Source organism: Klebsiella variicola (assembly GCF_000828055.2).
Classification (GTDB): Bacteria; Pseudomonadota; Gammaproteobacteria; order Enterobacterales; family Enterobacteriaceae; genus Klebsiella; species Klebsiella variicola.
In genome coordinates this window covers 161217-183813 of record NZ_CP010523.2, presented here as the reverse complement: position 1 = coordinate 183813, position 22597 = coordinate 161217, and the positions used below count along the sequence as shown (strand labels likewise).

The window sequence follows — 22597 nt, the reverse complement described above, 5'->3', positions numbered from 1 at the left end:
CCCTGGCGGGGAGCCATTCAGAACAAAACGCTAACAAAATAGCAATTTACAGGATAAAGATAAAAAGCCGTCTCCTCCCGCCGATTTGCACCACGCTAGCGCTGGCGTTATGGTTAGCCACTTTCCAGAACCACCGATAGACTATTCGCGATGACATTTTCCCTTTTCGGCGACAAATTCACCCGTCATTCAGGCATCACCCGCTTGATGGAAGACCTTAATGACGGTCTGCGCACGCCGGGCGCTATTATGCTGGGCGGCGGCAACCCCGCTCAGATCCCGGAAATGAATGACTACTTCCAGCAGCTGCTGTCCGACATGCTGGATAATGGCAAAGCCCTTGATGCGCTTTGTAATTATGATGGGCCGCAGGGCAAAAGCGAGCTGCTGAGCCTGCTGGCGAACATGCTGCGCGACGAGCTGGGCTGGGAGATCGAACCACAGAATATTGCGCTAACAAACGGCAGTCAGAGCGCATTTTTCTACTTATTTAATCTGTTTGCAGGCCGTCGGGCAGATGGCACCACGCGTAAGGTACTGTTCCCACTGACGCCGGAATATATTGGTTACGCCGATGCCGGTCTGGAAGAGGATCTGTTCGTTGCCACCCGGCCGAACATCGAACTGCTGCCGGAAGGCCAGTTCAAATACCACGTTGATTTTGAACATCTGCAGGTGACGGAAGAGACCGGGATGATCTGCGTCTCGCGCCCCACCAACCCGACCGGCAACGTCATCACTGATGAAGAGCTGATCAAACTGGATGCGCTGGCGAATCAGCACGGGGTCCCGCTGGTGATTGATAACGCCTACGGCGTACCGTTCCCGGGCATTATCTTTAGCGATGCCCGACCGCTGTGGAATCCAAACATCGTGCTGTGTATGAGCCTGTCCAAACTGGGCCTGCCGGGCAGCCGCTGCGGGATTATCATCGCCAACGAGAAAATCATCACCGCCATCAGCAACATGAACGGCATTATCAGCCTCGCCCCTGGCGGCATTGGGCCGGCAATGATGTGCGAAATGATTAAACGACAGGATCTGCTGCGCCTGTCAGAGACGGTGATCAAGCCCTTCTATTACCAGCGGGTGCAGGAAACCATCGCCATTATTCGCCGTTATTTACCGGAGGAGCGCTGCCTGATCCACAAACCGGAGGGAGCCATTTTCCTCTGGCTGTGGTTTAAGGACCTGCCGGTCTCCACCGAGCTGCTGTATCAGCGGCTGAAAAAGCGCGGCGTGCTGATGGTGCCGGGGGATTACTTCTTCCCGGGTCTGGATAAGCCGTGGCCGCACACTCACCAGTGTATGCGCATGAACTATGTGCCAGACCCGCAAAAAATTGAGGCCGGGGTGAAAATTCTCGCCGAAGAGATTGAATTCGCCTGGCGCGAACAGGAAGCATAGCCTCTGACGCCACGGGCGGTTAACGCCCGTCAGCGTCCCCACTCACGCCAGCGCCAGCCGCTGGCGTTTTTGCGCACATAGCGCCTCCAGCTCCGCGGGAACCATCACCCGCAGCGCCTGCGTCGGGCAGGCGGCCACGCAGGCTGGTCCTTCAGCGCGGTGATGGCATAAATCGCATTTCAGCGCCTGCGCCTGCTCGTTCACTACCGTAACGGTCATCGCGCCGTACGGGCAGGCCACCATGCAACTTTTGCAGCCGATGCAGCGCCGCTGATCGACCCACCAGACGTCATTGTCGCGCTGAATCGCCCCTTGCGGGCAAACGCTGGCGCAGGGCGCATCCTCGCATTGCCGGCACGCCGTCGCCGTCGATATGTCACCGCTTTTCACCACCCGGATACGCGGCGCGAAATGGTTCGTCGACAGGGCGGCGACATCCTGCGCCTGCTGGTGCGCCACCGCACAAGCCACTTCACAGGTACGACAGCCAATACACCGCTGGGCATTGGCAATAAGAAACTGGTTCATCCTCTGCTCCCTGGGGATAAAACCGCAGGGTGCCAGAATAGTCCCTGCCCGCGCTTTGATCCTGAATGGAATCAGCGCTGTTTTTTGTCAGATGGCCTGCAGGATGTGGTCATTTGCCTGACGCTTCACGCACCGTGAAACCCAGCTCACGCGAAATTGCTTCGGCGGTCTCACGCAGCGGTTTTAACAAGTTCTTTTCGCCAGCTCCCCTGCACGAAGTCCGCCGGGGAGCTGGCGTGAATGATTACAGAAACAACGCCTTATCGCGCAGGATATGATCGTTACCGCGACGGCGGGTGAAGCCAATCCGATCGAAATACTCCAGGATCTGGATCGCCAGCTTGCGCCCGACGTTTAAGGTATCGCGGAAATCCGCGGCGCAGGTTGATCCGCGCAGCTGATCCAGCTCGCGCACCCGTTGGGCGAATTGCACAATGCGATCGTTGCGGTAGTAACGATCCTTGACGATCGCAGTAATCATCCCCTGCTGCGCCGCCTGGCGCAGCACCGCGCGCATCAGCGACTCTTCGACATGGACTTCGCGCGCGAGATCGCGCACCCACCACGGATCGTCGCCGAACAGGGTTTCCACCTTCTGCCAGACCGCCTGCTGCTCGTCGGTAAACCCGGCTTTATGCTCCGGCAAATGCAGCCAGCCGTGATGGCTGTGGACTAAGCCGCTCTCGCGCATCTGCTCAATCAGCAGCAGCACCAGCGCTTCATCTTCCATCGGCAGCGCGATGCGGCGCAGGCGCTCCCGGCCCGGCCCGGGCTCATCGCGATGCTGCTCATGGTAACGCGCCAGAGCATCCAGCAATTTTCGCTGCCAGCGGGCGGCAAGCGGGGCACTGAGCAGGCGCTGTCCGGCCTGCAGATAGTCTGGTCGCTGGATCAGGGCGGCCATTCCGGCTTCGCTGAGCTGCCGTGCCCAGGCGAAGCGCTCAAGCCGGACGGCATCCCGCTGCAGATGCAGCTCAAGCGCCTGCGCATCGTCAGCGCCGACCGCCGCCAGGGCGTGCAGCCACTGCAGATATTCCGGTTTACGTTTGCCGCGGCGCGGGGGATCCAGCGTCACCACCCGTGCGCCGGCCAGCGTCATACGCGCAGAGATATCGCGGAGCACCAACCGGTCGTTATCCGCCAGCCACAGCGGGGTATCCAGCACCAGCTCCGCCAGGTTGTCCTCGAGGAGCGACACCCGGCCGGTAATGTGGCTGGCAGCATGGTGAATATGCAGCGGTTGCCACTGGCTGAGCGGCGTATGGCACCGCAGCTCGACAATCACCCGTTCCGCAGGCTCCGGCGGCGGTGAGGACAACAGCCAGTCGCCGCGGTGCACTGCCTCTTTCTGTGCATCGCCGACAATATTCAGCGCAATGCGCTGCCCGGCGTGCGCCTGCTCAACCGCTTGATTCTGGGCATGCAGACCCCGCACGCGCATCGGCGTGTTGACGCCGGTGAGCCACAGAGTATCCCCGACCCGTACTTCACCGGAGAGCGCCGTCCCGGTGACCACCAGCCCTGCCCCTTTGACGGTAAAAGCGCGGTCCAGCGCCAGGCGAAACCGCTGCTGCTGCGGGCGGGGGCGCTCCGCAAGCTGCAGCAGATGGCTGCGCAGTTCGGCAATACCGATGTTTTCCGCCGCCGCGGTGGGAAAGAAAGCGACGGCGTCAAAGCCCAGCTCGCGCAGAGTCTGCTCGACCTCCGCCCGGACCTCCTCCACCCTGGTGGCCGCCACGCGGTCCGTTTTGGTGAGCGCCACGGTCAGCGTCGGCTTTCCGGTCAACTGCAGGATCGCCAGGTGTTCGCGGGTTTGCGCCATCACCCCGTCATCGCAGGCCACCACCAGCAGCGCATGGTCAATACCCCCCACCCCCGCCAGCATGTTGGACAAAAACTTTTCGTGTCCGGGAACGTCAATAAATCCCAGCACCCGCCCGTCCGGCTGCGGCCAGTAGGCATAGCCGAGATCGATCGTCATTCCCCGCGCTTTCTCTTCCGGCAGACGATCGGCGTTTACGCCGGTTATCGCCTGCAGCAGCGTCGTTTTGCCGTGGTCAACATGTCCAGCGGTGGCAATAATCATCGTAACAACATCTCCATAAACCGGGTTTCATCTTCCAGACAGCGCAGGTCCAGCCAGAGCCGACCATCATCAATGCGGCCAATCACCGGACACGGCAGCGCGCGCCAGCGGGCAGCCAGCGCCTCCAGCCGGCTGCCGCGGCCGTCATGCGGGGTAAAGGTCAACGCCGCGCTGGGCAGGCGGTCAACGGGTAACGAACCGCTGCCAATCTGCGACTGGCAGGCTGCCACGCTGACGGCAAAGTCAGCATAGTGTGCCGCCAGGTCAGGCAGCAGGCGTTCAGCCAGCCGGCGGATCTCTTCCGCCGGACGGGTGAGCAAGCGCAGCGTCGGTAATCTCTCCGTCAGCACCTCCGGGTGCTGATAGAGGCGCAGCGTGGCTTCCAGCGCCGCGAGGGTCATTTTATCCGCGCGCAGGGCCCGCTTCAGCGGATGGCTTTGCAGCCGGGCAATCAGCGCGCGTTTGCCGACGATAATTCCGGCCTGCGGGCCGCCGAGCAGCTTGTCGCCAGAGAAACTGACCAGGCTCACCCCGGCGGCGATCATCTCCTGCGGCATCGGCTCCTTCGGCAGGCCATACTGGCTGAGATCCACCAGCGACCCGCTGCCCAGGTCGGCCACCACCGGGATGTCCAGTTCGCGGCCAATGGCCGCCAGCTCCGCTTCGTCGACGGCTTTAGTAAAGCCTTCAATGCTGTAGTTGCTGGTGTGAACCTTCATCAGCAGCGCGGTATTGTCATTCACCGCCTGACGATAGTCTTTGGCATGGGTGCGGTTGGTGGTACCCACTTCGTGCAGCTGACAACCCGCCTGACGCATCACATCAGGAATGCGAAATGCGCCGCCGATCTCCACCAGTTCGCCGCGGGAAACCACCACTTCGCGGCCGCTGGCGGTGGCCGCCAGCATCAGCAGAACGGCCGCCGCGTTGTTGTTCACGATACAGGCATCTTCCGCGCCGGTGATCTGGCACAGCAGATCGGCAATGGCGCGATCGCGATGGCCGCGCCCGGCGTCGTCGAGATCATATTCGAGCGTCACCGGCGCGCGCATCGCGCTGGCAACCGCCTCCACAGCCGACTCCGCCTGGATGGCGCGCCCCAGATTGGTATGCAATACCGTACCGGTGAGATTAAACACCGGACGCAGGGCGCTCCGCTGGCCGGCGGTGAGCCGCTGCTCACAGGCGTGCAGCCAGTCATGGCTCCAGTCAGGGAGCGTCTGCCGTTGGCTAATCTGTTCCCGCGCCTCATCCAGCATCTGGCGCAGCTGCGCCACCACCTGCGAATGGCCGTGCTGCGCCAGCAGGGGAGAAAAAGCGGGGTCGCGTAGTAAGCGGTCAATGGCCGGGAGCCGGGTATAAAGCGCACGAATATCGGTAGTCATGAATGGGCCTGGCGGTAAGTTATTTTCCCCCCTCCCGACGGGAGAGGGAGTCAACAATCAGCGGCGATTGTAACGCCTCCTTGCGCAAACTGTTACCTGCCTGGGTCAAGTCCGCGGCGGTTCGGTACGCGCAAAGCTGGCGCGCTGGAACAACGCATCCACCAGCTTCACCAGTTGCGGCCGGGTGGCGCACCAGCCGGGCGCGACCCGGCGAAAGTTCAGATAAGCAATGGCGCAGGCCGTTGAAATGGTCGCCAGATTAACCTCGTCGCCGCGCAGCGTTCCGTCTGCCGCGCAGGCTTCCAGCCGGTCGAGGCCGCGAGCCACTTTCTCCCGCTGGCGGAGCAGCTCTTGCTCTGACTGTTGCGCGCCCGGGCGAGCCTTTTCACGCACCAGCGCCTGGGCGGCCTCCATCACCCCATCCGCAAGCGCCTCTAGCTGACGCATCCTGAGAGCGGCTCTGGGGTCGGCGGGGATCATCGGCGGCGCCACGCCCAGCAGCTCCAGATACTGGGCGATGACCGGGGAGTCAAACCAGCACTCACCGTCGTCCGTCACCAGCGCCGGTACCTTGCCCAGCGGGTTATAGCGCGCCACACCGTTGCTTTCGCTGTAGGGGGATTCGTTGACAAACTCAAAAGGGATGCGCTTTTCCAGCAGGATCACGGAGATTTTGCGCACAAAGGGACTGGTGTAGCTGCCGATCAGTTTCATAAGCTGCTCCTTATCGCCAACAAATTATCGCCAACAAAGATATGAGTATGGCTCAGGGCAGGACAAAAGGCAGGTGAGCGTCCCGCTCAACCTGCCGCCGATCGCATTAATGATCGAGATAGAGGTAGTGCATCCAGCTGGTCATCCGCAGCAGCACTTTACGCATCACCGAGACGTGGGCGAAATGGTCGGAGTAGACCGCCACCTGCGCGTAGATACCATCGGGTAGCGCATCAATTTCGGCATTGGGGTCGAGCTCGATGGTCGCCAGCACGCCATCGCTGCCCGGCGTCACGGTCAGCGACTGTAACGCCCCTTGCGCCTGATAACTTCCTCCCGGCACCACCGGTAAAATACTCACCAGTTTGCCGTGGAACACCTGCCCGGGCAGGGCGTTAAACACCGCTTCCGCGTCGTCGCCTTTCTCCAGCCTTAACAGGGAATTTTGCCGAAACTGGGCGACGATCAGCCGTTTTTGCTCGGGGATAAACACCATCACCGGACGCAGCGGCAGCGAGGCGGCATAGGTCCCCGGACGGATCAGCACCTGGGTGATATACCCATCGCTTGGCGCCCGCACGGTGGTCTGATCGAGATTATATTTCGCCTCCGCCAGCTGGGCGCGCAGGCTGGCCACTTGCGACTGCTCGCCGTTGATCATGCTGTCCAGCTGGCTCTGGATCTGCGCCTGCTCCGCCACCGACGCCTTGACCAGCGCGTCCTGGGCAAGGTAATTCTGCCTGGCGTTATCGATGTCGCTTTCCGAGAACGGGTTCACCCGCGCCTGGCTCCCTTTCAGGTAGCGCTGATAGTCCTTGTATAAGCGATCGCGCTCCGCCGACACGCGGGTGGTGTTGGCCTGGGCTTCAGAGAGCTGCGCTTTGAGGGTGTTAATACTGTGCAGCGCCGTCACCAGGTCGGCCTGCAGACGGTCGACCCGCGCCTGATAGCGCGCCGGGTCAATGGTAAAAAGCACCTCACCCTTTTTGACGCGCTGATTCGCTTTGTCGGTGACGCTGTTAACCACTCCGGTAACCTGCGGCGTAATAGGAATAGATATCACCGCCTTTTGCGCCAGAAAGGTGTAAGGGTGGTTATAGTTCATTAATAAAATAAGCGCGCTAACAATAAATACGCCCCCCAGCGCCGCGGTAGGTACCGTCCATTTATTTACCGGTATTTTGAAGATTTTAAATATCGACCAGGCGATGGCCACGTAGGTCAAAATTATCAACAGATCCATAGATTATGTCTCCGCCGCAGAGGTGGACTGCGGCCGCTGGATGGCCGCCACCTGGTGTTCAAGGTCGCTCAGTCGTTGGCGAAGCTGTTGTATATCGGTCTCTTTTTCAGGTTCGTCAGGGGCCGTATTCGCCTTATGCTGCATGCCCCAGCCGCGCTCAGGCTGGTACAACGTGGCCCAAATCCATAAAAACGGCCAGATGACGTGGAGAGTAAAAAGACTGACCCATCCGGCGACATGAATAGCATCGGAATGAGGGTGGTTGCGTTTTTTGGCGATCAAATAAGGAATATCGTGAATAATGATAATCCCATAAAAAATGACCAGAAAAACGAAGATCAGAACGCCCAGCGCAAAATAATTGAGAAACATAATTCCCTCGGCTTTACGCTAATAATTTATATGAATTTTATTCACGACCCACTGACATTCGGGCCGCTATTTTGAGCATAATTCACGCCTTTCATTTTTGCCATCCGGCGTAAAAAAGTTATTCGGCAGTTAAGGTTGCTTAGTTACAGAGCCATCTCGCCCTGGCCGCAAAACCGGGCCGAGATCACAGCAGCAAAAATCCACCGTGAAATTCTTTGTGATCAAAATCACAAACAAACAACAAAAACCCGAAACAAAATTGTGACAAATATCACATAAAAAGGTAGATCAGCGGCTAAAAAGGCGCTGTGTTGTTTTTTTACACAGGAATTATGTGATCAACATCACTACAAAAAGCGCTTTGCCCCCTATATTCATGTGATCCGTGTCACACAAAAGGGCGCTGGCTGGACAGCTAAACGATTCAGTGCCAGATTTCGCACTATCAATCAGGGCCCGGCTACCTCTGCCGCCACATTAACAACAAACCTCGGGCTTTAAGCCTGCGCGATACGCAAAACAGAAGAAGGGGTGTTTTATGTCATCCGATATCAAGATCAAGGTGCAAAGCTTTGGTCGTTTCCTCAGCAATATGGTGATGCCGAATATCGGCGCGTTTATCGCGTGGGGTATCATCACCGCGCTTTTCATTCCGACAGGGTGGTTGCCAAACGAAACGCTGGCGAAGCTGGTCGGTCCGATGATCACCTACCTGCTGCCGCTGCTGATCGGTTACACCGGCGGTAAATTAGTCGGCGGCGAACGTGGTGGCGTGGTCGGGGCGATCACCACCATGGGCGTTATCGTCGGCGCGGATATGCCGATGTTCCTCGGCTCAATGATTGCCGGCCCGCTGGGCGGCTACTGCATCAAGAAGTTCGATAACTGGGTAGACGGTAAGATCAAATCCGGTTTTGAAATGCTGGTGAATAACTTCTCCGCTGGCATCATCGGGATGATCCTCGCCATTCTGGCCTTCCTCGGCATTGGCCCGGCGGTTGAAGTTCTGTCGAAAATTCTGGCGGCTGGCGTTAACTTTATGGTGGCGCACGACATGCTGCCGCTGGCGTCTATCTTCGTGGAACCGGCAAAAATCCTGTTCCTCAATAACGCCATTAACCACGGTATCTTCTCGCCGCTGGGTATTCAGCAGTCCCACGAGCTGGGTAAATCTATCTTCTTCCTGATTGAAGCTAACCCGGGCCCGGGGATGGGCGTACTGCTGGCGTACATGTTCTTTGGTCGCGGCAGCGCAAAACAGTCAGCAGGCGGGGCGGCTATCATCCACTTCCTGGGGGGTATCCATGAAATCTACTTCCCGTACGTGCTGATGAACCCACGTCTGATCCTGGCCGTTATCCTCGGCGGGATGACCGGTGTCTTCACCCTGACCATCCTCAATGGCGGTCTGGTCTCTCCGGCTTCCCCAGGCTCTATCCTGGCGGTGCTGGCGATGACGCCGAAAGGCGCCTACTTCGCTAACATCGCCGCGATTATCGCAGCGATGGCGGTCTCCTTCGTGGTCTCTGCGGTTCTGCTGAAGACCAGCAAGGTAAAAGAAGAAGACGATATCGAAGCCGCGACGCGTCGTATGCATGACATGAAAGCGGAATCCAAAGGCGCCAGCCCGCTGGCGGCCGGTAATGTCACCAACGACCTGAGCCATGTGCGTAAAATCATCGTCGCCTGCGACGCCGGGATGGGTTCCAGCGCCATGGGTGCCGGGGTGCTGCGCAAGAAAGTGCAGGATGCCGGACTGAGTAACATCTCGGTTACCAACAGCGCGATCAATAACCTGCCGCCGGATGTTGACCTGGTCATCACTCACCGTGACCTGACCGAGCGGGCGATGCGCCAGGTACCACAGGCGCAGCATATTTCGCTGACCAACTTCCTCGACAGCGGTCTGTACACCAGCCTGACTGAGCGTCTGGTCGCGGCCCAGCGCCACATCGAGAATGAAGTGAAAGTTACCGATAGCCTGAAAGACAGCTTTGATGATGGCGACAAAAACCTGTTCCAGTTGGGTGCGGATAACATCTTCCTCGGGCGCAAAGCAGCCACCAAAGAAGAAGCCATTCGCTTCGCCGGCGAGCAGCTGGTGAAAGGCGGCTACGTCGAGCCGGAATATGTGCAGGCGATGCTGGACCGCGAAAAACTGACCTCGACCTATCTCGGCGAGTCCATCGCGGTACCGCACGGCACCATCGAAGCGAAAGACCGTGTGCTGAAAACCGGCGTCGTCTTCTGCCAGTACCCGGAAGGCGTGCGCTTTGGGGAAGATGAAGACGATGTCGCCCGTCTGGTCATCGGCATCGCGGCCCGCAACAACGAGCATATTCAGGTTATCACCAGCCTGACTAACGCCCTGGATGACGAAACCGTGATTGAGCGCCTGGCGAAAACCACCAGCGTCGACGAAGTTCTGGCACTGTTGAATAAATAACCAAAACGGTCCATTCCCTCTCCCTTTGGGAGAGGGTTTGGGTGAGGGGAAAAGCCTCACCCCAGCCCTCTCAGGTAAAAACATTAATTGAAGGTTAATACTATGAAAGCATTACATTTTGGCGCAGGTAATATCGGACGTGGCTTTATCGGTAAATTGCTGGCCGACGCGGGCATTGAACTGACGTTCGCCGATGTCAATCAGACCGTACTTGATGCCCTGAATGCCCGTCATAGCTATCAGGTTCACGTCGTCGGTGAGAACGAGCAGGTGGATACTGTCTCCGGCGTCAATGCCGTCAGCAGCATCGGCGATGAGGTTGTGGACCTGATCGCTGAGGTGGATCTGGTCACCACCGCCGTCGGTCCCGTCGTACTTGAGCGCATCGCCCCGGCCATCGCCAAAGGACTGGCGAAGCGCAAAGCGCAGGGCAGCGAACGTCCGCTGAACATTATCGCCTGCGAAAATATGGTGCGCGGCACCACGCAGTTAAAAGGCCACGTGTTTAACGCGCTGGCGGAAGAAGATAAAGCGTGGGTTGAAGCCCATATCGGCTTTGTCGACTCAGCCGTTGACCGTATTGTGCCGCCATCGGCTTCCGCCACCCATGACCCGCTGGAAGTCACCGTGGAAACCTTCAGCGAGTGGATTGTCGATAAGACGCAGTTCAAAGGAGCGCTGCCGACTATCCCGGGAATGGAATTAACTGATAACCTGATGGCATTTGTCGAACGCAAGCTCTTCACCTTGAACACCGGGCATGCTATAACCGCCTACCTCGGAAAACTGGCGGGCCACCAGACGATTCGCGACGCGATCCTCGACGAGAAAATTCGTGCCGTCGTGCAGGGCGCGATGGAAGAGAGCGGCGCGGTGCTGATCAAACGTTACGCCTTTGACCCGCAGAAACACGCGGCTTATATCCAGAAAATTCTTGGACGTTTCGAGAACCCGTACCTGAAAGACGATGTTGAGCGCGTTGGCCGTCAGCCGCTGCGCAAACTGAGCGCTGGCGACCGTTTAATTAAGCCGCTGCTGGGTACCCTGGAATACGGTCTGCCGCACCGCAACCTGGTGAAAGGGATTGCAGCGGCGATGCATTTCCGTAGCGAAGACGATCCGCAGGCGCAGGAGCTGGCGGCACTGATCGCCGACAAGGGGCCGCAGGCCGCGCTGGCGCAGATTTCCGGCCTGGATGCCGCAAGTGATGTCGTCGCGGAGGCCGTTAACGACTACAACGCGGAAAAATGATGCACAACCTGGCGCGACCAACGTCGCGCCCATTACGACTCCTGTCAGATATGCAGGCAATGATGGAAGAAACACAAGCATTTGAAAACCGTGTGCTTGAGCGTCTGAATGCTGGCAAAACCGTACGAAGCTTCCTGATCGCCACCGTCGAACTGTTAACGGAAGCGGTCAATATTCTGGTGCTTCAGGTGTTCCGTAAAGACGACTACGCGGTGAAATACGCCGTCGAGCCCTTGCTGGAGGGCAGCGGGCCGCTCGGCGATCTCTCTGTACGCCTGAAGCTGATTTATGGCCTTGGGGTGATAAGTCGTGCCGAATATGAAGACGCCGAACTTCTGATGGCCCTGCGCGAAGAGCTTAACCACGACGGCAATGAGTACAGCTTTACCGACGACGAAATTATCGGTCCGTTCGGCGAGCTGCACTGCGTCGCCGCCCTGCCGCCAACGCCGCAGTTTGATGACAGCGATGCCGAACTGCTGGCAATGCAGAAGCTGCGTTACCAGCAGATGGTGCGCTCAACAATGGTGTTGTCCCTGACTGAGCTGATTTCGCGAATCAGCTTAAAAAAAGCCTTCCAGAAATCAACGCTCTGACTCCGGCTCCGTCTGGTCGCAGGTCGGCCGGTAAAGCTGACGATAATATTCCAGACGCTGCAGAAACAACGCTTCCTTATCCTGGGGAATATCTCGCGGTATATGCTGCAGACGCGGAGATTTTTTCAAATACTCCATAAACGCCTGACTGGAAGCCATAAAATCAACCGCTTTATCGATTAAACGTGGTACGCCGTCGCCGATCTTTGCCATCACGTCCTCCTTTTGGGAATAATCTGATTAAGCATTAGCCAAATCACCAGCGCGGGTTAAGGAAAACGTGCTTATCTGCCGACGGGCTTCACAGAAATGAAATTAGAACGGGTATTAGGCGGAATATTAATAAAATTCAAATTATTAGCGATCGCTGGTATAGCATTCTGCGGGCGATAAACGGCGAATTTTTGATAAATAGCTATCAACAATGACGGTCACAGCACATACTATAGGCGAATGAAGCCCCTTTATTAACAGATTAAGTTATCATGAAAGAAGTCGAAAAGAATGAAATCAAGCGCCTGAGCGACCGTCTCGACGCCATCCGCCATCAGCAGGCCGAGCTGTCGCTGGTGGAAGCCGCCGACAAATACGCCGAGCTGGAAAAAGAAAAAGCCACCCTGGAAGCGGAGATTGAACGTCTGCGTTCCGTCCAGAGCCAGAAGCTGAGCAAAGAGGCGCAGAAACTAATGAGCCTGCCGTTCCGCCGCGCGATCACCAAAAAAGAGCAGGCCGATATGGGCAAGCTGAAGAAAAGCGTTCGCGGTCTGGTGGTCGTCCATCCGATGACCGCCCTGGGCCGGGAAATGGGTCTGAAAGAGATGACCGGTTTCGCCCGCAGCGAATTCTGATCCCCTGCCCTCTCCGCCCGGAGAGGGTCATTCTGTCTTCACTTCCCACATTTTTACCCTCAGCCAGGTCGATTGGTCCAACCAATAATTACATCTACCCCCCAGCAGTTCACAAATCCATCAAAATACATCACAAATACGTTGCTTAAGAGCAACATCTGATTAACCATTCGTTGTCATCAACCCTGACACCCTTAATTGGCCGGGCCAATTTTACCTACGATGGGATCGGCAATGAGCGCAGACTCAGCCCTCCTCTCCTGGCGGCCCGATGGAGACCCTGCATGAATCTCTGGCAACAAAACTACGATCCCGCCGGTAATATCTGGTTATCCAGTCTTATCGCATCGCTACCGATTCTGTTTTTCTTTTTTGCGCTGATTAAGCTCAAACTGAAAGGCTACCTCGCAGCCACCTGGACCGTCGCTATTGCGCTGGCCGTCGCCTTGCTGTTCTATAAAATGCCGGTGGACCGCGCCTTAGCCTCGGTGGTCTACGGCTTCTTCTACGGCCTGTGGCCTATCGCGTGGATTATTATCGCCGCGGTCTTCGTCTATAAAATCTCGGTGAAGACCGGGCAGTTCGACATCATCCGCTCATCGATTCTGTCGATTACGCCGGACCAGCGCCTGCAGATGCTGATCGTCGGCTTCTCGTTCGGCGCCTTTCTCGAAGGGGCGGCGGGTTTCGGCGCGCCGGTGGCGATTACCGCCGCGCTGCTGGTCGGCCTTGGGTTTAACCCGCTGTATGCGGCTGGCCTGTGCCTGATCGTCAACACCGCGCCGGTGGCCTTTGGCGCGATGGGCATCCCGATCCTGGTCGCCGGCCAGGTGACCGGTATCGACAGCTTTGCTATCGGCCAGATGGTGGGCCGCCAGCTGCCGTTCCTGACCATTATCGTCCTGTTCTGGATCATGGCCATCATGGATGGCTGGCGCGGCATCAAAGAGACCTGGCCGGCGGTGATGGTGGCAGGCGGTTCGTTCGCTATTGCCCAGTACCTCAGCTCTAACTTCCTTGGCCCGGAGCTGCCGGACATCATCTCGTCGCTGGTCTCCCTGGTCTGTCTGACCCTGTTCCTCAAACGCTGGCAGCCGGTACGCATCTTCCGCTTCGGCGATATCGGCGCCTCGCAGGTGGATATGACGCTGGCCCGCACCCGCTACACGGCGGGACAAGTGATCCGCGCCTGGTCGCCGTTCCTGTTCCTGACCGCCACCGTGACCCTGTGGAGCGTACCGCCGTTTAAAGCGCTGTTCGCACCGGGCGGCGCAATGTATGACTTCGTCATCAATATTTCGGTGCCGTTCCTCGACAAAATGGTTGCCCGTATGCCGCCGGTAGTTAGCGCCGCGACGCCATACGCCGCGGTGTATAAATTCGACTGGCTGTCGGCAACCGGCACCGCCATTCTGTTCGCCGCCCTGCTGTCCATCGTCTGGCTGCGCATGAAGCCAAAAGACGCGCTGACCACCTTCGCCGGGACGCTGAAGGATCTGGCGCTGCCGATCTACTCTATCGGCATGGTGCTGGCGTTCGCCTTTATCTCCAACTACTCCGGGCTGTCGTCGACCCTGGCCCTGGCGCTGGCGCATACCGGCCACGCGTTTACCTTCTTCTCGCCGTTCCTTGGCTGGCTGGGGGTATTCCTGACCGGTTCGGACACCTCGTCTAACGCCCTGTTCGCCGCACTGCAGGCAACGGCCGCGCAGCAGATTGGCGTCTCCGATATTCTGCTGGTCGCGGCCAACACCACCGGCGGTGTCACCGGCAAGATGATTTCCCCTCAGTCGATCGCCATCGCCTGCGCCGCGGTAGGCCTGGTGGGTAAAGAGTCGGATCTGTTCCGCTTTACCGTCAAACACAGCCTGATCTTCACCTGCATGGTGGGCCTGATCACCACGCTGCAGGCCTACGTTTTAACCTGGATGATCCCGTGATAGTGATGCCTAAACGCCTGGCCGACGACGTGGCGCGTCGCGTCCGGGCGCTGATTGAAGAACAACAGCTGGAGGCGGGCATGCGACTGCCCGCTGAACGCCAGCTCGCCGCCCAGCTCGGCGTCTCGCGCAATTCCCTGCGCGAAGCGCTGGCGATGCTGGTCAATGAAGGCGTGCTGCTGAGCCGTCGCGGCGGCGGCACCTTCGTCCGCTGGCAGCATGAACCGTGGTCGGAGCAAAACATCGTCCAGCCGCTGAAGACGCTGCTGGCCGATGACCCGGACTACAGCTTCGACATCCTCGAAGCCCGCCACGCCATCGAGGCCAGCACCGCGTGGCACGCAGCGATGCGGGCCACCGACGCCGATAAAGAAAAAATTCGTCTGTGCTTTGAAGCGACCCAGAGTGAAGATCCGGATATCGCCTCGCAGGCGGATGTCCGCTTCCATCTGGCCATCGCCGAAGCCTCGCATAACGTGGTGCACCTGCAAACCATGCGCGGTTTTTTCGACCTGCTGCACTCCTCCGTTAAGCAGAGCCGCCAGCGCATGTATCTGGTGCCGCCGGTGTTTGCCCGCCTGACTGAACAGCACCAGGCCGTTATGGAGGCTATTGTTGCCGGTGACGCCGAGGCGGCGCGCCAGGCGATGATGGGCCACTTAGGTTTTGTCCACGCCACGATTAAACGTTTTGATGAAGACCAGGCCCGCCAGGCGCGAATTACCCGCCTGCCCGGTGACCACAATGAAAATTCCAGGGAGAACTCGTGATGATTATTTCCGCCGCCAGCGACTATCGCGCCGCCGCACAGCGTATCCTGCCGCCGTTTCTGTTCCACTATATCGACGGCGGCGCCTACGCCGAACATACCCTGCGCCGTAACGTCGAGGACCTGTCCGATGTGGCCTTGCGCCAGCGTATTTTGCGCAATATGTCGGATCTGAGTCTCGAGACCACTCTGTTCAATGAGAAGCTGGCGATGCCGACGGCGCTGGCGCCGGTCGGGCTGTGCGGCATGTACGCTCGCCGCGGCGAAGTGCAGGCCGCCGGCGCGGCGGACGACAAAGGCATTCCGTTCACCCTCTCTACCGTTTCCGTTTGCCCGATTGAAGAGGTCGCCCCGACCATCAAACGCCCGATGTGGTTCCAGTTATACGTCCTGCGCGACCGCGGCTTTATGCGCAATGCGCTGGAGCGCGCCAAGGCCGCCGGCTGCTCGACGCTGGTCTTTACCGTCGATATGCCGACCCCTGGCGCCCGCTACCGCGACGCCCATTCCGGCATGAGCGGCCCGAACGCCGCCCTGCGCCGCTACTGGCAGGCGGTGACTCATCCGCAGTGGGCGTGGGACGTCGGCCTTAACGGTCGCCCGCACGATCTGGGCAATATCTCCGCCTATCTCGGCCAACCGACCGGTCTGGAGGATTACATCGGCTGGCTGGCGAATAACTTCGATCCGTCGATTTCATGGAAAGACCTCGAGTGGATCCGCGATTTCTGGGACGGTCCGATGGTGATCAAAGGGATCCTCGATCCGGAGGACGCCCGCGACGCGGTGCGCTTCGGCGCTGACGGCATTGTGGTCTCTAACCACGGCGGCCGCCAGCTCGATGGCGTGCTCTCCTCGGCCCGCGCCCTGCCGGCAATTGCCGACGCGGTGAAAGGCGACATTACCATTCTCGCCGACAGCGGCATCCGCAACGGGCTCGACGTGGTGCGGATGATCGCCCTGGGCGCCGACAGCGTGCTACTGGGCCGCGCTTACCTGTACGCCCTGGCGACCCACGGTAAGCAGGGCGTGGCGAATCTGCTGAACCTGATCGAAAAAGAAATGAAAGTGGCGATGACCCTGACCGGGGCGAAAACCATCCGTGAAATCAGCCGTGATTCGCTGGTGCAGAACGCCGAAGCGCTGCAGACCTTCGATGCGCTCAAGCAGAATAACGCCGCGTAGGCGGCGGCGTCATTCTCTCCCCTCACCCTAACCCTCTCCCAAAGGGAGAGGGGACTGTCCGGCAGACAGGTTAGCGGCGGCGTTTCCCTGAGCCTCTGTCCACGAGAAGTATCGACTGATGGGTGAGTCCTTTACCCGCACCCTCCGATCCACCGACCGGCGCCGGTTTTCCCCCTCTCCCTCAGGGAGAGGGCCGGGGTGAGGGTTCGCCAAATATCTGCTATTCTGCCCCCCGCAATTAAGGGGGCAGTATGCTGAACATCGTGTTATTCGAACCAGAGATCCCGCCGAACACCGGGAATATTATCCGCCTGTGCGCCAACACGGGCTTCAGTCTGCATATCATTGAGCCGATGGGCTTTACCTGGGACGATAAACGCCTGAGACGCGCCGGACTGGACTATCACGAGTTCACTGCCGTGCAGCGCCATGCGGATTACGCGGCGTTTCTCGCCAGCGCGCAGCCACAGCGGTTGTTCGCCCTGACCACCAAAGGCACGCCGGCGCACAGCGCAGTGAGCTATCAGGATGGCGATTTCTTGATGTTTGGCCCGGAAACCCGCGGTCTGCCGGCCAGCATCCTCGATGCCCTGCCGCCAGAGCAGAAAATCCGTATTCCGATGATGCCGGACAGCCGCAGCATGAACCTGTCCAACGCGGTGTCGGTGGTGGTGTATGAAGCCTGGCGCCAGCTGGGGTATCCGGGCGCCGTGTTGCGCAGCTAACCTGAGCCATTCCCGGATGGCGGCGCACCGCGCCTTATCCGGGCTACATATCTAAGCTTAACAGCGGCAAATGGCAATACATCAAATCCCGTCGCCGTACTCGAAGGTGTGGTGGATGCCGTTGAAATGCTGATCCATGTCCATCGCCGGCTTGTCGCTCTCCGGCTTGCCAACGATGCGCGCCGGTACGCCCGCCGCGGTGGTGTGCGGCGGAACCGGCTGCAATACCACCGAACCGGCGCCAATCTTCGCCCCACGTCCCACTTCGATATTACCGAGGATCTTCGCCCCGGCGCCAATCATCACGCCTTCGCGAATTTTCGGGTGACGGTCGCCGCTGGTTTTACCGGTACCGCCGAGGGTGACCGACTGCAGGATAGAGACGTCATCTTCAATCACCGCCGTTTCGCCGACCACAATGCCGGTGGCGTGGTCGAGCATGATCCCGCGGCCGATTTTCGCCGCCGGGTGGATATCCACCTGGAAGGAGACGGAGACCTGATTTTGCAGGAAAATCGCCAGCGCACGTCGGCCCTGAGTCCACAGCCAGTGGCCGATACGGTAGGCCTGCAGCGCATGGAAACCCTTCAGGTAGAGCAGCGGCGTGGAGTATTTATCCACCGCCGGGTCGCGCGTGCGCACCGCCTGAATATCGCAGGCGGCGGAGGCGATCATTTCCGGATCGGCGGCATAGGCCTCTTCCACCACTTCGCGAATGGCGATCGCTGGCATAATCGGCGAGGCCAGCTTGTTGGCCAGCATATAGCTCAGCGCACTGCCCAGATTTTCATGCTTGAGTAGCGTAGCGTGGTAAAAACTGGCGAGCATCGGCTCACAGTCAGCCAGAGCCCGGGCTTCGGCTTTAATATTATTCCAGACGATATCCAGTTCTTCACACGGCATTGCATACTCCAGACGATATGATAATGACCTGCCAGTTCTGCGCTGGCAGGGTCATTCAGGTGACAAAGGAAAGCTAATTGCTGCTGCGCTCGTCCTTGCGGGCGCGACCCAATAAGGTCAATGCTGCCTCGCGCGCAATTTTTCCGCAATACAATACCTGATAAATTTCCTCGGTTATTGGCATTTCGACACCTAAACGCTGTGCCAAAACACGAACCTCCTTGGTATTGCGGTAGCCTTCGACCACCTGGCCAATCTTGTCCTGGGCGCTCTGCACGTCCATACCCTGGCCGAGCATCATGCCGAAGCGACGGTTACGGGACTGGTTGTCGGTGCAGGTGAGCACCAGGTCACCGAGACCGGCCATGCCCATAAAGGTTTCCGGATCGGCGCCCAGCGCCGCGCCGAGACGGGACATTTCCACCAGCCCACGGGTAATCAGCGCCGTACGCGCATTGGCGCCGAAGCCGATGCCATCCGACATACCGGCCCCGATGGCAATGACGTTTTTCACCGCGCCGCCGAGCTGCACGCCGATAAAGTCCGGATTGATGTAGACGCGGAAACTTTTGCCGCAGTGCAGCAGGTGCTGCAGATCCTCGGCAAACTGCGGATCCGTCGCTGCCAGCGAAATCGCCGTCGGCAGACCGGCGGCCAGCTCCTTGGCGAAGGTTGGCCCCGAGATCACCGCCAGCGGGATATCATCGCCCAGCGCTTCACGCGCTACGTCCTGCAGCAGGCGGCCGGTTTCAGCCTCGAGGCCTTTGGTCGCCCACACCAGACGTGCGTCGGGACGCATCAGCGGTTTAATCTGACGTAATACCTGGCCGAACACATGGCTTGGCACCACGACAAGGATGTCGCGGCTGGCGGCCAGCGCGGTGGCCAGGTCGCTCTCAAGATGCAGCGTATCCGGGAAAGGCACATCGGGAAGGAACGCGGCGTTGCAGCGATCGTGTTGCAGCGTCGCGATATGTTTCGGGTCATGGCCCCAGAGCACAACGTGGTGGCCATTTCTTGCCAGGGTGATGGCAAGAGCGGTGCCGTAAGAGCCGGCACCGATCACAGTCATTGCAGCATTAAGTGCGTTCATCAGGCATCCTGATGTTGTTCAGCACCTTCGCCAGCCTGCTGCTGCAGATAGTTCATAAACAGCGCGTCGAAGTTCACTGGCGCAAGGTTAAGTTGCGGGAAGGTGCCGCGGGAAACCAGGCTGGTGATGCACTCACGCGCGTACGGGAACAGAATGTTCGGGCAGTATGCGCCGAGGCAGTGCGCCATCTGGGTGCCTTCGATGCCGTCGATGGAGAAAATACCGCCCTGCTGTACTTCACAGAGGAACGCGGTTTCTTCGCCCAGCGCGGCGGTCACGGTCACACGCAGCACCACTTCATAAACGCCTTCAGCCAGCTGGGTGGAGGCGGTATCCAGATCAAGTTTAACTTCCGGCTGCCAGTCTTTCTGGAAAACTTGCGGCGCGTTCGGCGCTTCAAAAGAGATATCTTTGGTATAGATACGCTGGATCTGGAAGGTCATTTCGGTGCTGTTTTGTTCTGACATAGTAAAACCCTTTCGTGTTGTCCTTAAATACGCGCTTCCGCCAGGGAAAGCGCGCAAAAATTAGCGCAAGAGGGGATCAAGTCCACCACGTGAATCAAGCGCATACAAGTCGTCACAGCCGCCAATGTGCTGCGCATCAATAAAAATCTGCGGAACCGTCGTCCGTCCGCTGCGCTGGATCATCTCCTCACGCTTCGCGGCATCGCCATCGATCGGCAACTCATGGAACGTTACGCCTTTGCTGTTCAACAGCGCTTTCGCGCGTACGCAGAACGGGCAGGTCGCTTTGGTGTAGATCTCAATATTGGCCATGACTTTACTCCTGTTTTTACCCTGGGGTTTTACGCCGCAGCCTGAGCTTCCCCTCACGTCAGGCATGAAGGGGAAAGCGCGGCGGCATTACCACGCGAGGTAAGTTATTTGCCGCGTACCAGAGGAAGGTTTTCGCCGCTCCAGCCTGCGATGCCCTCTTTCAGTACAAAGACTTTTTCAAACCCGGCTTTGTTCAGCGCGCTGGCTGGCTCTTGCGCCTGCATGCCGGAACCGTCTACCACAATAATGGGTTGCGATTTGTGTTTTTCCAACTCGCCGACGTTATTGGCTTTGATATCGGCAGGCAGCAGGTTGATGGCGCCGGCAATATGGCCTTTACGGAAATCGTCACGCTGACGCAGGTCGACCACCACCGCATCTTCTTTATTGATAAGACGCGTCGCTTCACCACGGGTGATGACTTTAACTTTCGACATCAACCCTTTAAAGGTGGTGAACAGTACCGCACCCAGCAGCGCGATCCACGCGATGCTCAGGACCGGGTGACGGCCGATGAATTGCATAATTTCTTGCATGGGGGGTTACAACTCCCGACTAAGTGATAAAAAACCAGGGAAGGAGTATACCTGTGCATTGCGGCAAATACAGCCAGTGAGCGCGATGTAATGTATTTTCTGCGGGCGGTCACGAAAAAAAAGCCGCCTTCATCATCGCCTCTGACGCCGCCCCTTCCCTTTCTTTGATCTTTCACGGGGATTTAAACGATTCAGCTGTAGTAAAATTACGCAAAATTTCTGTCTTTGAGCATGAGGTTGTCGCAATGTCGGTTTCTAAAAAACCTATGGTACTGGTGATTCTGGATGGCTACGGCTATCGCGAAGACCAACAGGATAACGCCATTTACAGCGCTAAAACGCCGGTAATGGACGCCCTGTGGGCCAAACGTCCGCATACCCTGATCGATGCATCTGGCCTGGAAGTCGGCCTGCCGGACCGTCAGATGGGGAACTCCGAAGTAGGCCACGTCAACCTGGGCGCCGGTCGTATCGTCTACCAGGACCTGACCCGTCTCGATGTTGAAATTAAAGAACGCACCTTCTTCGCCAACCCGGTACTCACCGCCGCGGTCGACAAAGCGGTTGCCGCCGGTAAAGCGGTCCACATCATGGGCCTGATGTCTCCGGGCGGCGTCCACAGCCACGAAGATCACATCATGGCGATGGTGGAGCTGGCAGCAGAGCGCGGCGCTGAGAAAATCTATCTGCACGCCTTCCTTGATGGCCGTGATACGCCGCCGCGCAGCGCGGAAAAAACGCTGGCGACATTCGAAGCCAAATTTGCCGCGCTGGGCAAAGGCCGCATCGCGTCTATTATTGGCCGCTACTATGCCATGGATCGCGATAACCGCTGGGATCGCGTGGAACAAGCTTATGATCTGATGACCCTGGCGAAAGGCGAATTCCAGGCCGATACCGCCGTCGCGGGTCTGCAGGCCGCCTACGCCCGTGACGAAAACGACGAATTCGTCAAAGCCACCGTTATCCGCGCCGCCGGCCAGGCCGATGCCGCGATGGAAGACGGCGACGCGCTGATCTTCATGAACTTCCGTGCTGACCGCGCGCGTGAAATCACCCGCGCCTTCGTCAACGCCGACTTCGACGGCTTCGCGCGTAAGAAAGTGGTTAACCTCGACTTCGTGATGCTCACCGAATACGCCGCCGACATCAAAGTCGCCTGCGCTTATCCGCCCGCCTCACTCGCTAACACCTTCGGCGAGTGGATGGCGAAGCACGATAAAACCCAGCTGCGCATCTCCGAAACCGAGAAATACGCTCACGTGACTTTCTTCTTCAACGGCGGCGTAGAAGAGCCGTTTAAAGGCGAAGAGCGTATTCTGATTAACTCACCAAAAGTGGCAACCTACGATCTGCAGCCAGAAATGAGCTCCGCCGAGCTGACCGAGAAACTGGTCGCCGCCATCAAAGGTGGCAAATACGACACCATCATCTGTAACTACCCGAACGGCGATATGGTTGGCCATACCGGGGTGATGGAAGCGGCAGTGAAAGCGGTTGAAGCGCTGGATCACTGCATCGACCAGGTGACTCAGGCAGTGGAATCCGTTGGCGGCCAGTTGCTGATCACCGCCGACCACGGCAACGCCGAGCAGATGCGCGACCCGGCCACCGGTCAGGCGCACACCGCCCATACCAACCTGCCGGTTCCGCTGATCTACGTCGGTAACAAAGCGGTCAAAGCGGTCAATGGCGGTAAACTTTCCGACATCGCCCCGACCATGCTGTCGCTGATGGGAATGGAAATCCCGCAAGAGATGACTGGCAAGCCGCTGTTCATCGTGGAATAAT

At 58.5% G+C, this 22597-nt stretch carries 22 protein-coding genes and 1 pseudogene; 10 read left to right on the top strand and 13 right to left on the bottom strand.

Going from position 1 to position 22597, the window contains the following annotated elements; genetic code table 11:
• Positions 1-150: 150 nt before the first annotated feature.
• Positions 151-1407 (top strand): valine--pyruvate transaminase, encoded by a 1257-nt coding sequence (avtA, locus tag SP68_RS00855; protein WP_008806869.1) that lies wholly within the window; start codon positions 151-153, stop codon positions 1405-1407.
• A gap of 42 nt (positions 1408-1449) precedes the next feature.
• Here the strand turns inward: avtA and SP68_RS00850 are convergent, their stop codons facing one another.
• From SP68_RS00850 to SP68_RS00825, 7 genes and pseudogenes are all read right to left on the bottom strand, one after another.
• On the bottom strand, positions 1450-1935 hold the full coding sequence (locus tag SP68_RS00850) for a 4Fe-4S dicluster domain-containing protein (RefSeq protein WP_008806868.1): 486 nt from the start codon (positions 1933-1935) through the stop codon (positions 1450-1452).
• Between the two features lie 109 nt (positions 1936-2044).
• Positions 2045-2137 (bottom strand): annotated as a pseudogene (locus tag SP68_RS27230) (IclR family transcriptional regulator); the annotation flags it as partial.
• Between the two features lie 42 nt (positions 2138-2179).
• On the bottom strand, positions 2180-4021 hold the full coding sequence (gene selB, locus SP68_RS00845) for a selenocysteine-specific translation elongation factor (protein ID WP_040969169.1): 1842 nt from the start codon (positions 4019-4021) through the stop codon (positions 2180-2182).
• On the bottom strand, positions 4018-5406 hold the full coding sequence (gene selA, locus SP68_RS00840) for an L-seryl-tRNA(Sec) selenium transferase (protein WP_008806866.1): 1389 nt from the start codon (positions 5404-5406) through the stop codon (positions 4018-4020). Before selA ends, selB begins: the two co-directional genes overlap by 4 nt.
• 105 nt (positions 5407-5511) lie before the next feature.
• On the bottom strand, positions 5512-6120 hold the full coding sequence (locus SP68_RS00835; RefSeq protein ID WP_004145238.1) for a glutathione S-transferase: 609 nt from the start codon (positions 6118-6120) through the stop codon (positions 5512-5514).
• A gap of 106 nt (positions 6121-6226) precedes the next feature.
• On the bottom strand, positions 6227-7363 hold the full coding sequence (locus SP68_RS00830) for an HlyD family secretion protein (protein WP_009484617.1): 1137 nt from the start codon (positions 7361-7363) through the stop codon (positions 6227-6229).
• 3 nt (positions 7364-7366) lie between these two features.
• On the bottom strand, positions 7367-7735 hold the full coding sequence (locus tag SP68_RS00825) for a DUF3302 domain-containing protein (RefSeq protein ID WP_040969177.1): 369 nt from the start codon (positions 7733-7735) through the stop codon (positions 7367-7369).
• Between the two features lie 538 nt (positions 7736-8273).
• On the opposite strand from SP68_RS00825, the gene mtlA reads away from it, so the two are divergent.
• From mtlA to mtlR, 3 genes are all read left to right on the top strand, one after another.
• Entirely contained in the window at positions 8274-10181 is a 1908-nt protein-coding gene (gene mtlA / locus SP68_RS00820) for a PTS mannitol transporter subunit IICBA (protein ID WP_004173919.1), read from the top strand.
• Between the two features lie 102 nt (positions 10182-10283).
• Positions 10284-11432, top strand: a complete 1149-nt coding sequence (mtlD, locus tag SP68_RS00815; RefSeq protein ID WP_008806863.1) for a mannitol-1-phosphate 5-dehydrogenase — start codon at positions 10284-10286, stop codon at positions 11430-11432.
• On the top strand, positions 11432-12028 hold the full coding sequence (gene mtlR / locus SP68_RS00810) for a mannitol operon repressor MtlR (RefSeq protein ID WP_002922401.1): 597 nt from the start codon (positions 11432-11434) through the stop codon (positions 12026-12028). The genes mtlD and mtlR overlap by 1 nt, the downstream gene beginning before the upstream one ends.
• Here mtlR and SP68_RS00805 read toward each other — a convergent pair.
• Positions 12017-12241 carry a hypothetical protein gene (locus SP68_RS00805; RefSeq protein ID WP_012540317.1) on the bottom strand — a complete coding sequence of 75 codons (225 nt, stop codon included), beginning with the start codon at positions 12239-12241 and terminating at the stop codon, positions 12017-12019. The genes mtlR and SP68_RS00805 overlap by 12 nt on opposite strands.
• 272 nt (positions 12242-12513) lie before the next feature.
• On the opposite strand from SP68_RS00805, the gene SP68_RS00800 reads away from it, so the two are divergent.
• From SP68_RS00800 to trmL, 5 genes are all read left to right on the top strand, one after another.
• Positions 12514-12876: a YibL family ribosome-associated protein gene (locus tag SP68_RS00800; protein ID WP_008806861.1), complete on the top strand. Its 363-nt coding sequence runs from the start codon at positions 12514-12516 to the stop codon at positions 12874-12876.
• 284 nt (positions 12877-13160) lie between these two features.
• A complete protein-coding gene (lldP, locus tag SP68_RS00795) occupies positions 13161-14816 on the top strand; it encodes an L-lactate permease (RefSeq protein ID WP_008806860.1) in 1656 nt (551 codons plus the stop codon).
• Positions 14813-15586 (top strand): transcriptional regulator LldR, encoded by a 774-nt coding sequence (gene lldR / locus SP68_RS00790; protein ID WP_040969179.1) that lies wholly within the window; start codon positions 14813-14815, stop codon positions 15584-15586. Before lldP ends, lldR begins: the two co-directional genes overlap by 4 nt.
• Positions 15586-16770: an FMN-dependent L-lactate dehydrogenase LldD gene (gene lldD, locus SP68_RS00785; protein WP_008806858.1), complete on the top strand. Its 1185-nt coding sequence runs from the start codon at positions 15586-15588 to the stop codon at positions 16768-16770. Before lldR ends, lldD begins: the two co-directional genes overlap by 1 nt.
• 251 nt (positions 16771-17021) lie before the next feature.
• Positions 17022-17495 (top strand): tRNA (uridine(34)/cytosine(34)/5-carboxymethylaminomethyluridine(34)-2'-O)-methyltransferase TrmL, encoded by a 474-nt coding sequence (gene trmL / locus SP68_RS00780; protein WP_004205043.1) that lies wholly within the window; start codon positions 17022-17024, stop codon positions 17493-17495.
• A gap of 81 nt (positions 17496-17576) precedes the next feature.
• On the opposite strand, the gene cysE is transcribed toward trmL, so the two are convergent.
• The 5 genes from cysE to SP68_RS00755 form a co-directional block, all read right to left on the bottom strand.
• Complete coding sequence (gene cysE / locus SP68_RS00775) at positions 17577-18398, bottom strand: serine O-acetyltransferase (protein WP_002922426.1); 822 nt, start codon at positions 18396-18398, stop codon at positions 17577-17579.
• Between the two features lie 73 nt (positions 18399-18471).
• The gene (gpsA, locus tag SP68_RS00770; protein ID WP_008806857.1) at positions 18472-19491 is read right to left on the bottom strand and encodes an NAD(P)H-dependent glycerol-3-phosphate dehydrogenase; all 1020 of its coding nucleotides are present in this window, start codon (positions 19489-19491) and stop codon (positions 18472-18474) included.
• Positions 19491-19958 carry a protein-export chaperone SecB gene (gene secB, locus SP68_RS00765; RefSeq protein ID WP_002922428.1) on the bottom strand — a complete coding sequence of 156 codons (468 nt, stop codon included), beginning with the start codon at positions 19956-19958 and terminating at the stop codon, positions 19491-19493. The genes gpsA and secB overlap by 1 nt, the downstream gene beginning before the upstream one ends.
• Before the next feature lie 60 nt (positions 19959-20018).
• Positions 20019-20270 carry a glutaredoxin 3 gene (gene grxC / locus SP68_RS00760; RefSeq protein WP_008806856.1) on the bottom strand — a complete coding sequence of 84 codons (252 nt, stop codon included), beginning with the start codon at positions 20268-20270 and terminating at the stop codon, positions 20019-20021.
• A 104-nt stretch (positions 20271-20374) separates the two neighbouring features.
• Positions 20375-20806, bottom strand: coding sequence for a rhodanese-like domain-containing protein (locus SP68_RS00755; protein WP_008806855.1), 432 nt, complete (start codon positions 20804-20806; stop codon positions 20375-20377).
• A 245-nt stretch (positions 20807-21051) separates the two neighbouring features.
• Here SP68_RS00755 and gpmM point away from each other — a divergent pair, with 245 nt between their 5' ends.
• Positions 21052-22596 carry a 2,3-bisphosphoglycerate-independent phosphoglycerate mutase gene (gene gpmM / locus SP68_RS00750; protein WP_008806854.1) on the top strand — a complete coding sequence of 515 codons (1545 nt, stop codon included), beginning with the start codon at positions 21052-21054 and terminating at the stop codon, positions 22594-22596.
• Position 22597 lies beyond the last annotated feature (1 nt).

What these genes read in the sequence shown, in the direction of transcription:
- avtA (WP_008806869.1), top strand. Translation starts at nt 151, where the DNA reads ATGACATTTTCCCTTTTCGGCGACAAATTCACCCGTCATTCAGGCATC.
- SP68_RS00850 (WP_008806868.1), bottom strand. Translation starts at nt 1,935, where the DNA reads ATGAACCAGTTTCTTATTGCCAATGCCCAGCGGTGTATTGGCTGTCGT.
- selB (WP_040969169.1), bottom strand. Translation starts at nt 4,021, where the DNA reads ATGATTATTGCCACCGCTGGACATGTTGACCACGGCAAAACGACGCTG.
- selA (WP_008806866.1), bottom strand. Translation starts at nt 5,406, where the DNA reads ATGACTACCGATATTCGTGCGCTTTATACCCGGCTCCCGGCCATTGAC.
- SP68_RS00835 (WP_004145238.1), bottom strand. Translation starts at nt 6,120, where the DNA reads ATGAAACTGATCGGCAGCTACACCAGTCCCTTTGTGCGCAAAATCTCC.
- SP68_RS00830 (WP_009484617.1), bottom strand. Translation starts at nt 7,363, where the DNA reads ATGGATCTGTTGATAATTTTGACCTACGTGGCCATCGCCTGGTCGATA.
- SP68_RS00825 (WP_040969177.1), bottom strand. Translation starts at nt 7,735, where the DNA reads ATGTTTCTCAATTATTTTGCGCTGGGCGTTCTGATCTTCGTTTTTCTG.
- mtlA (WP_004173919.1), top strand. Translation starts at nt 8,274, where the DNA reads ATGTCATCCGATATCAAGATCAAGGTGCAAAGCTTTGGTCGTTTCCTC.
- mtlD (WP_008806863.1), top strand. Translation starts at nt 10,284, where the DNA reads ATGAAAGCATTACATTTTGGCGCAGGTAATATCGGACGTGGCTTTATC.
- mtlR (WP_002922401.1), top strand. Translation starts at nt 11,432, where the DNA reads ATGCACAACCTGGCGCGACCAACGTCGCGCCCATTACGACTCCTGTCA.
- SP68_RS00805 (WP_012540317.1), bottom strand. Translation starts at nt 12,241, where the DNA reads ATGGCAAAGATCGGCGACGGCGTACCACGTTTAATCGATAAAGCGGTT.
- SP68_RS00800 (WP_008806861.1), top strand. Translation starts at nt 12,514, where the DNA reads ATGAAAGAAGTCGAAAAGAATGAAATCAAGCGCCTGAGCGACCGTCTC.
- lldP (WP_008806860.1), top strand. Translation starts at nt 13,161, where the DNA reads ATGAATCTCTGGCAACAAAACTACGATCCCGCCGGTAATATCTGGTTA.
- lldD (WP_008806858.1), top strand. Translation starts at nt 15,586, where the DNA reads ATGATTATTTCCGCCGCCAGCGACTATCGCGCCGCCGCACAGCGTATC.
- trmL (WP_004205043.1), top strand. Translation starts at nt 17,022, where the DNA reads ATGCTGAACATCGTGTTATTCGAACCAGAGATCCCGCCGAACACCGGG.
- cysE (WP_002922426.1), bottom strand. Translation starts at nt 18,398, where the DNA reads ATGCCGTGTGAAGAACTGGATATCGTCTGGAATAATATTAAAGCCGAA.
- gpsA (WP_008806857.1), bottom strand. Translation starts at nt 19,491, where the DNA reads ATGAACGCACTTAATGCTGCAATGACTGTGATCGGTGCCGGCTCTTAC.
- secB (WP_002922428.1), bottom strand. Translation starts at nt 19,958, where the DNA reads ATGTCAGAACAAAACAGCACCGAAATGACCTTCCAGATCCAGCGTATC.
- grxC (WP_008806856.1), bottom strand. Translation starts at nt 20,270, where the DNA reads ATGGCCAATATTGAGATCTACACCAAAGCGACCTGCCCGTTCTGCGTA.
- SP68_RS00755 (WP_008806855.1), bottom strand. Translation starts at nt 20,806, where the DNA reads ATGCAAGAAATTATGCAATTCATCGGCCGTCACCCGGTCCTGAGCATC.
- gpmM (WP_008806854.1), top strand. Translation starts at nt 21,052, where the DNA reads ATGTCGGTTTCTAAAAAACCTATGGTACTGGTGATTCTGGATGGCTAC.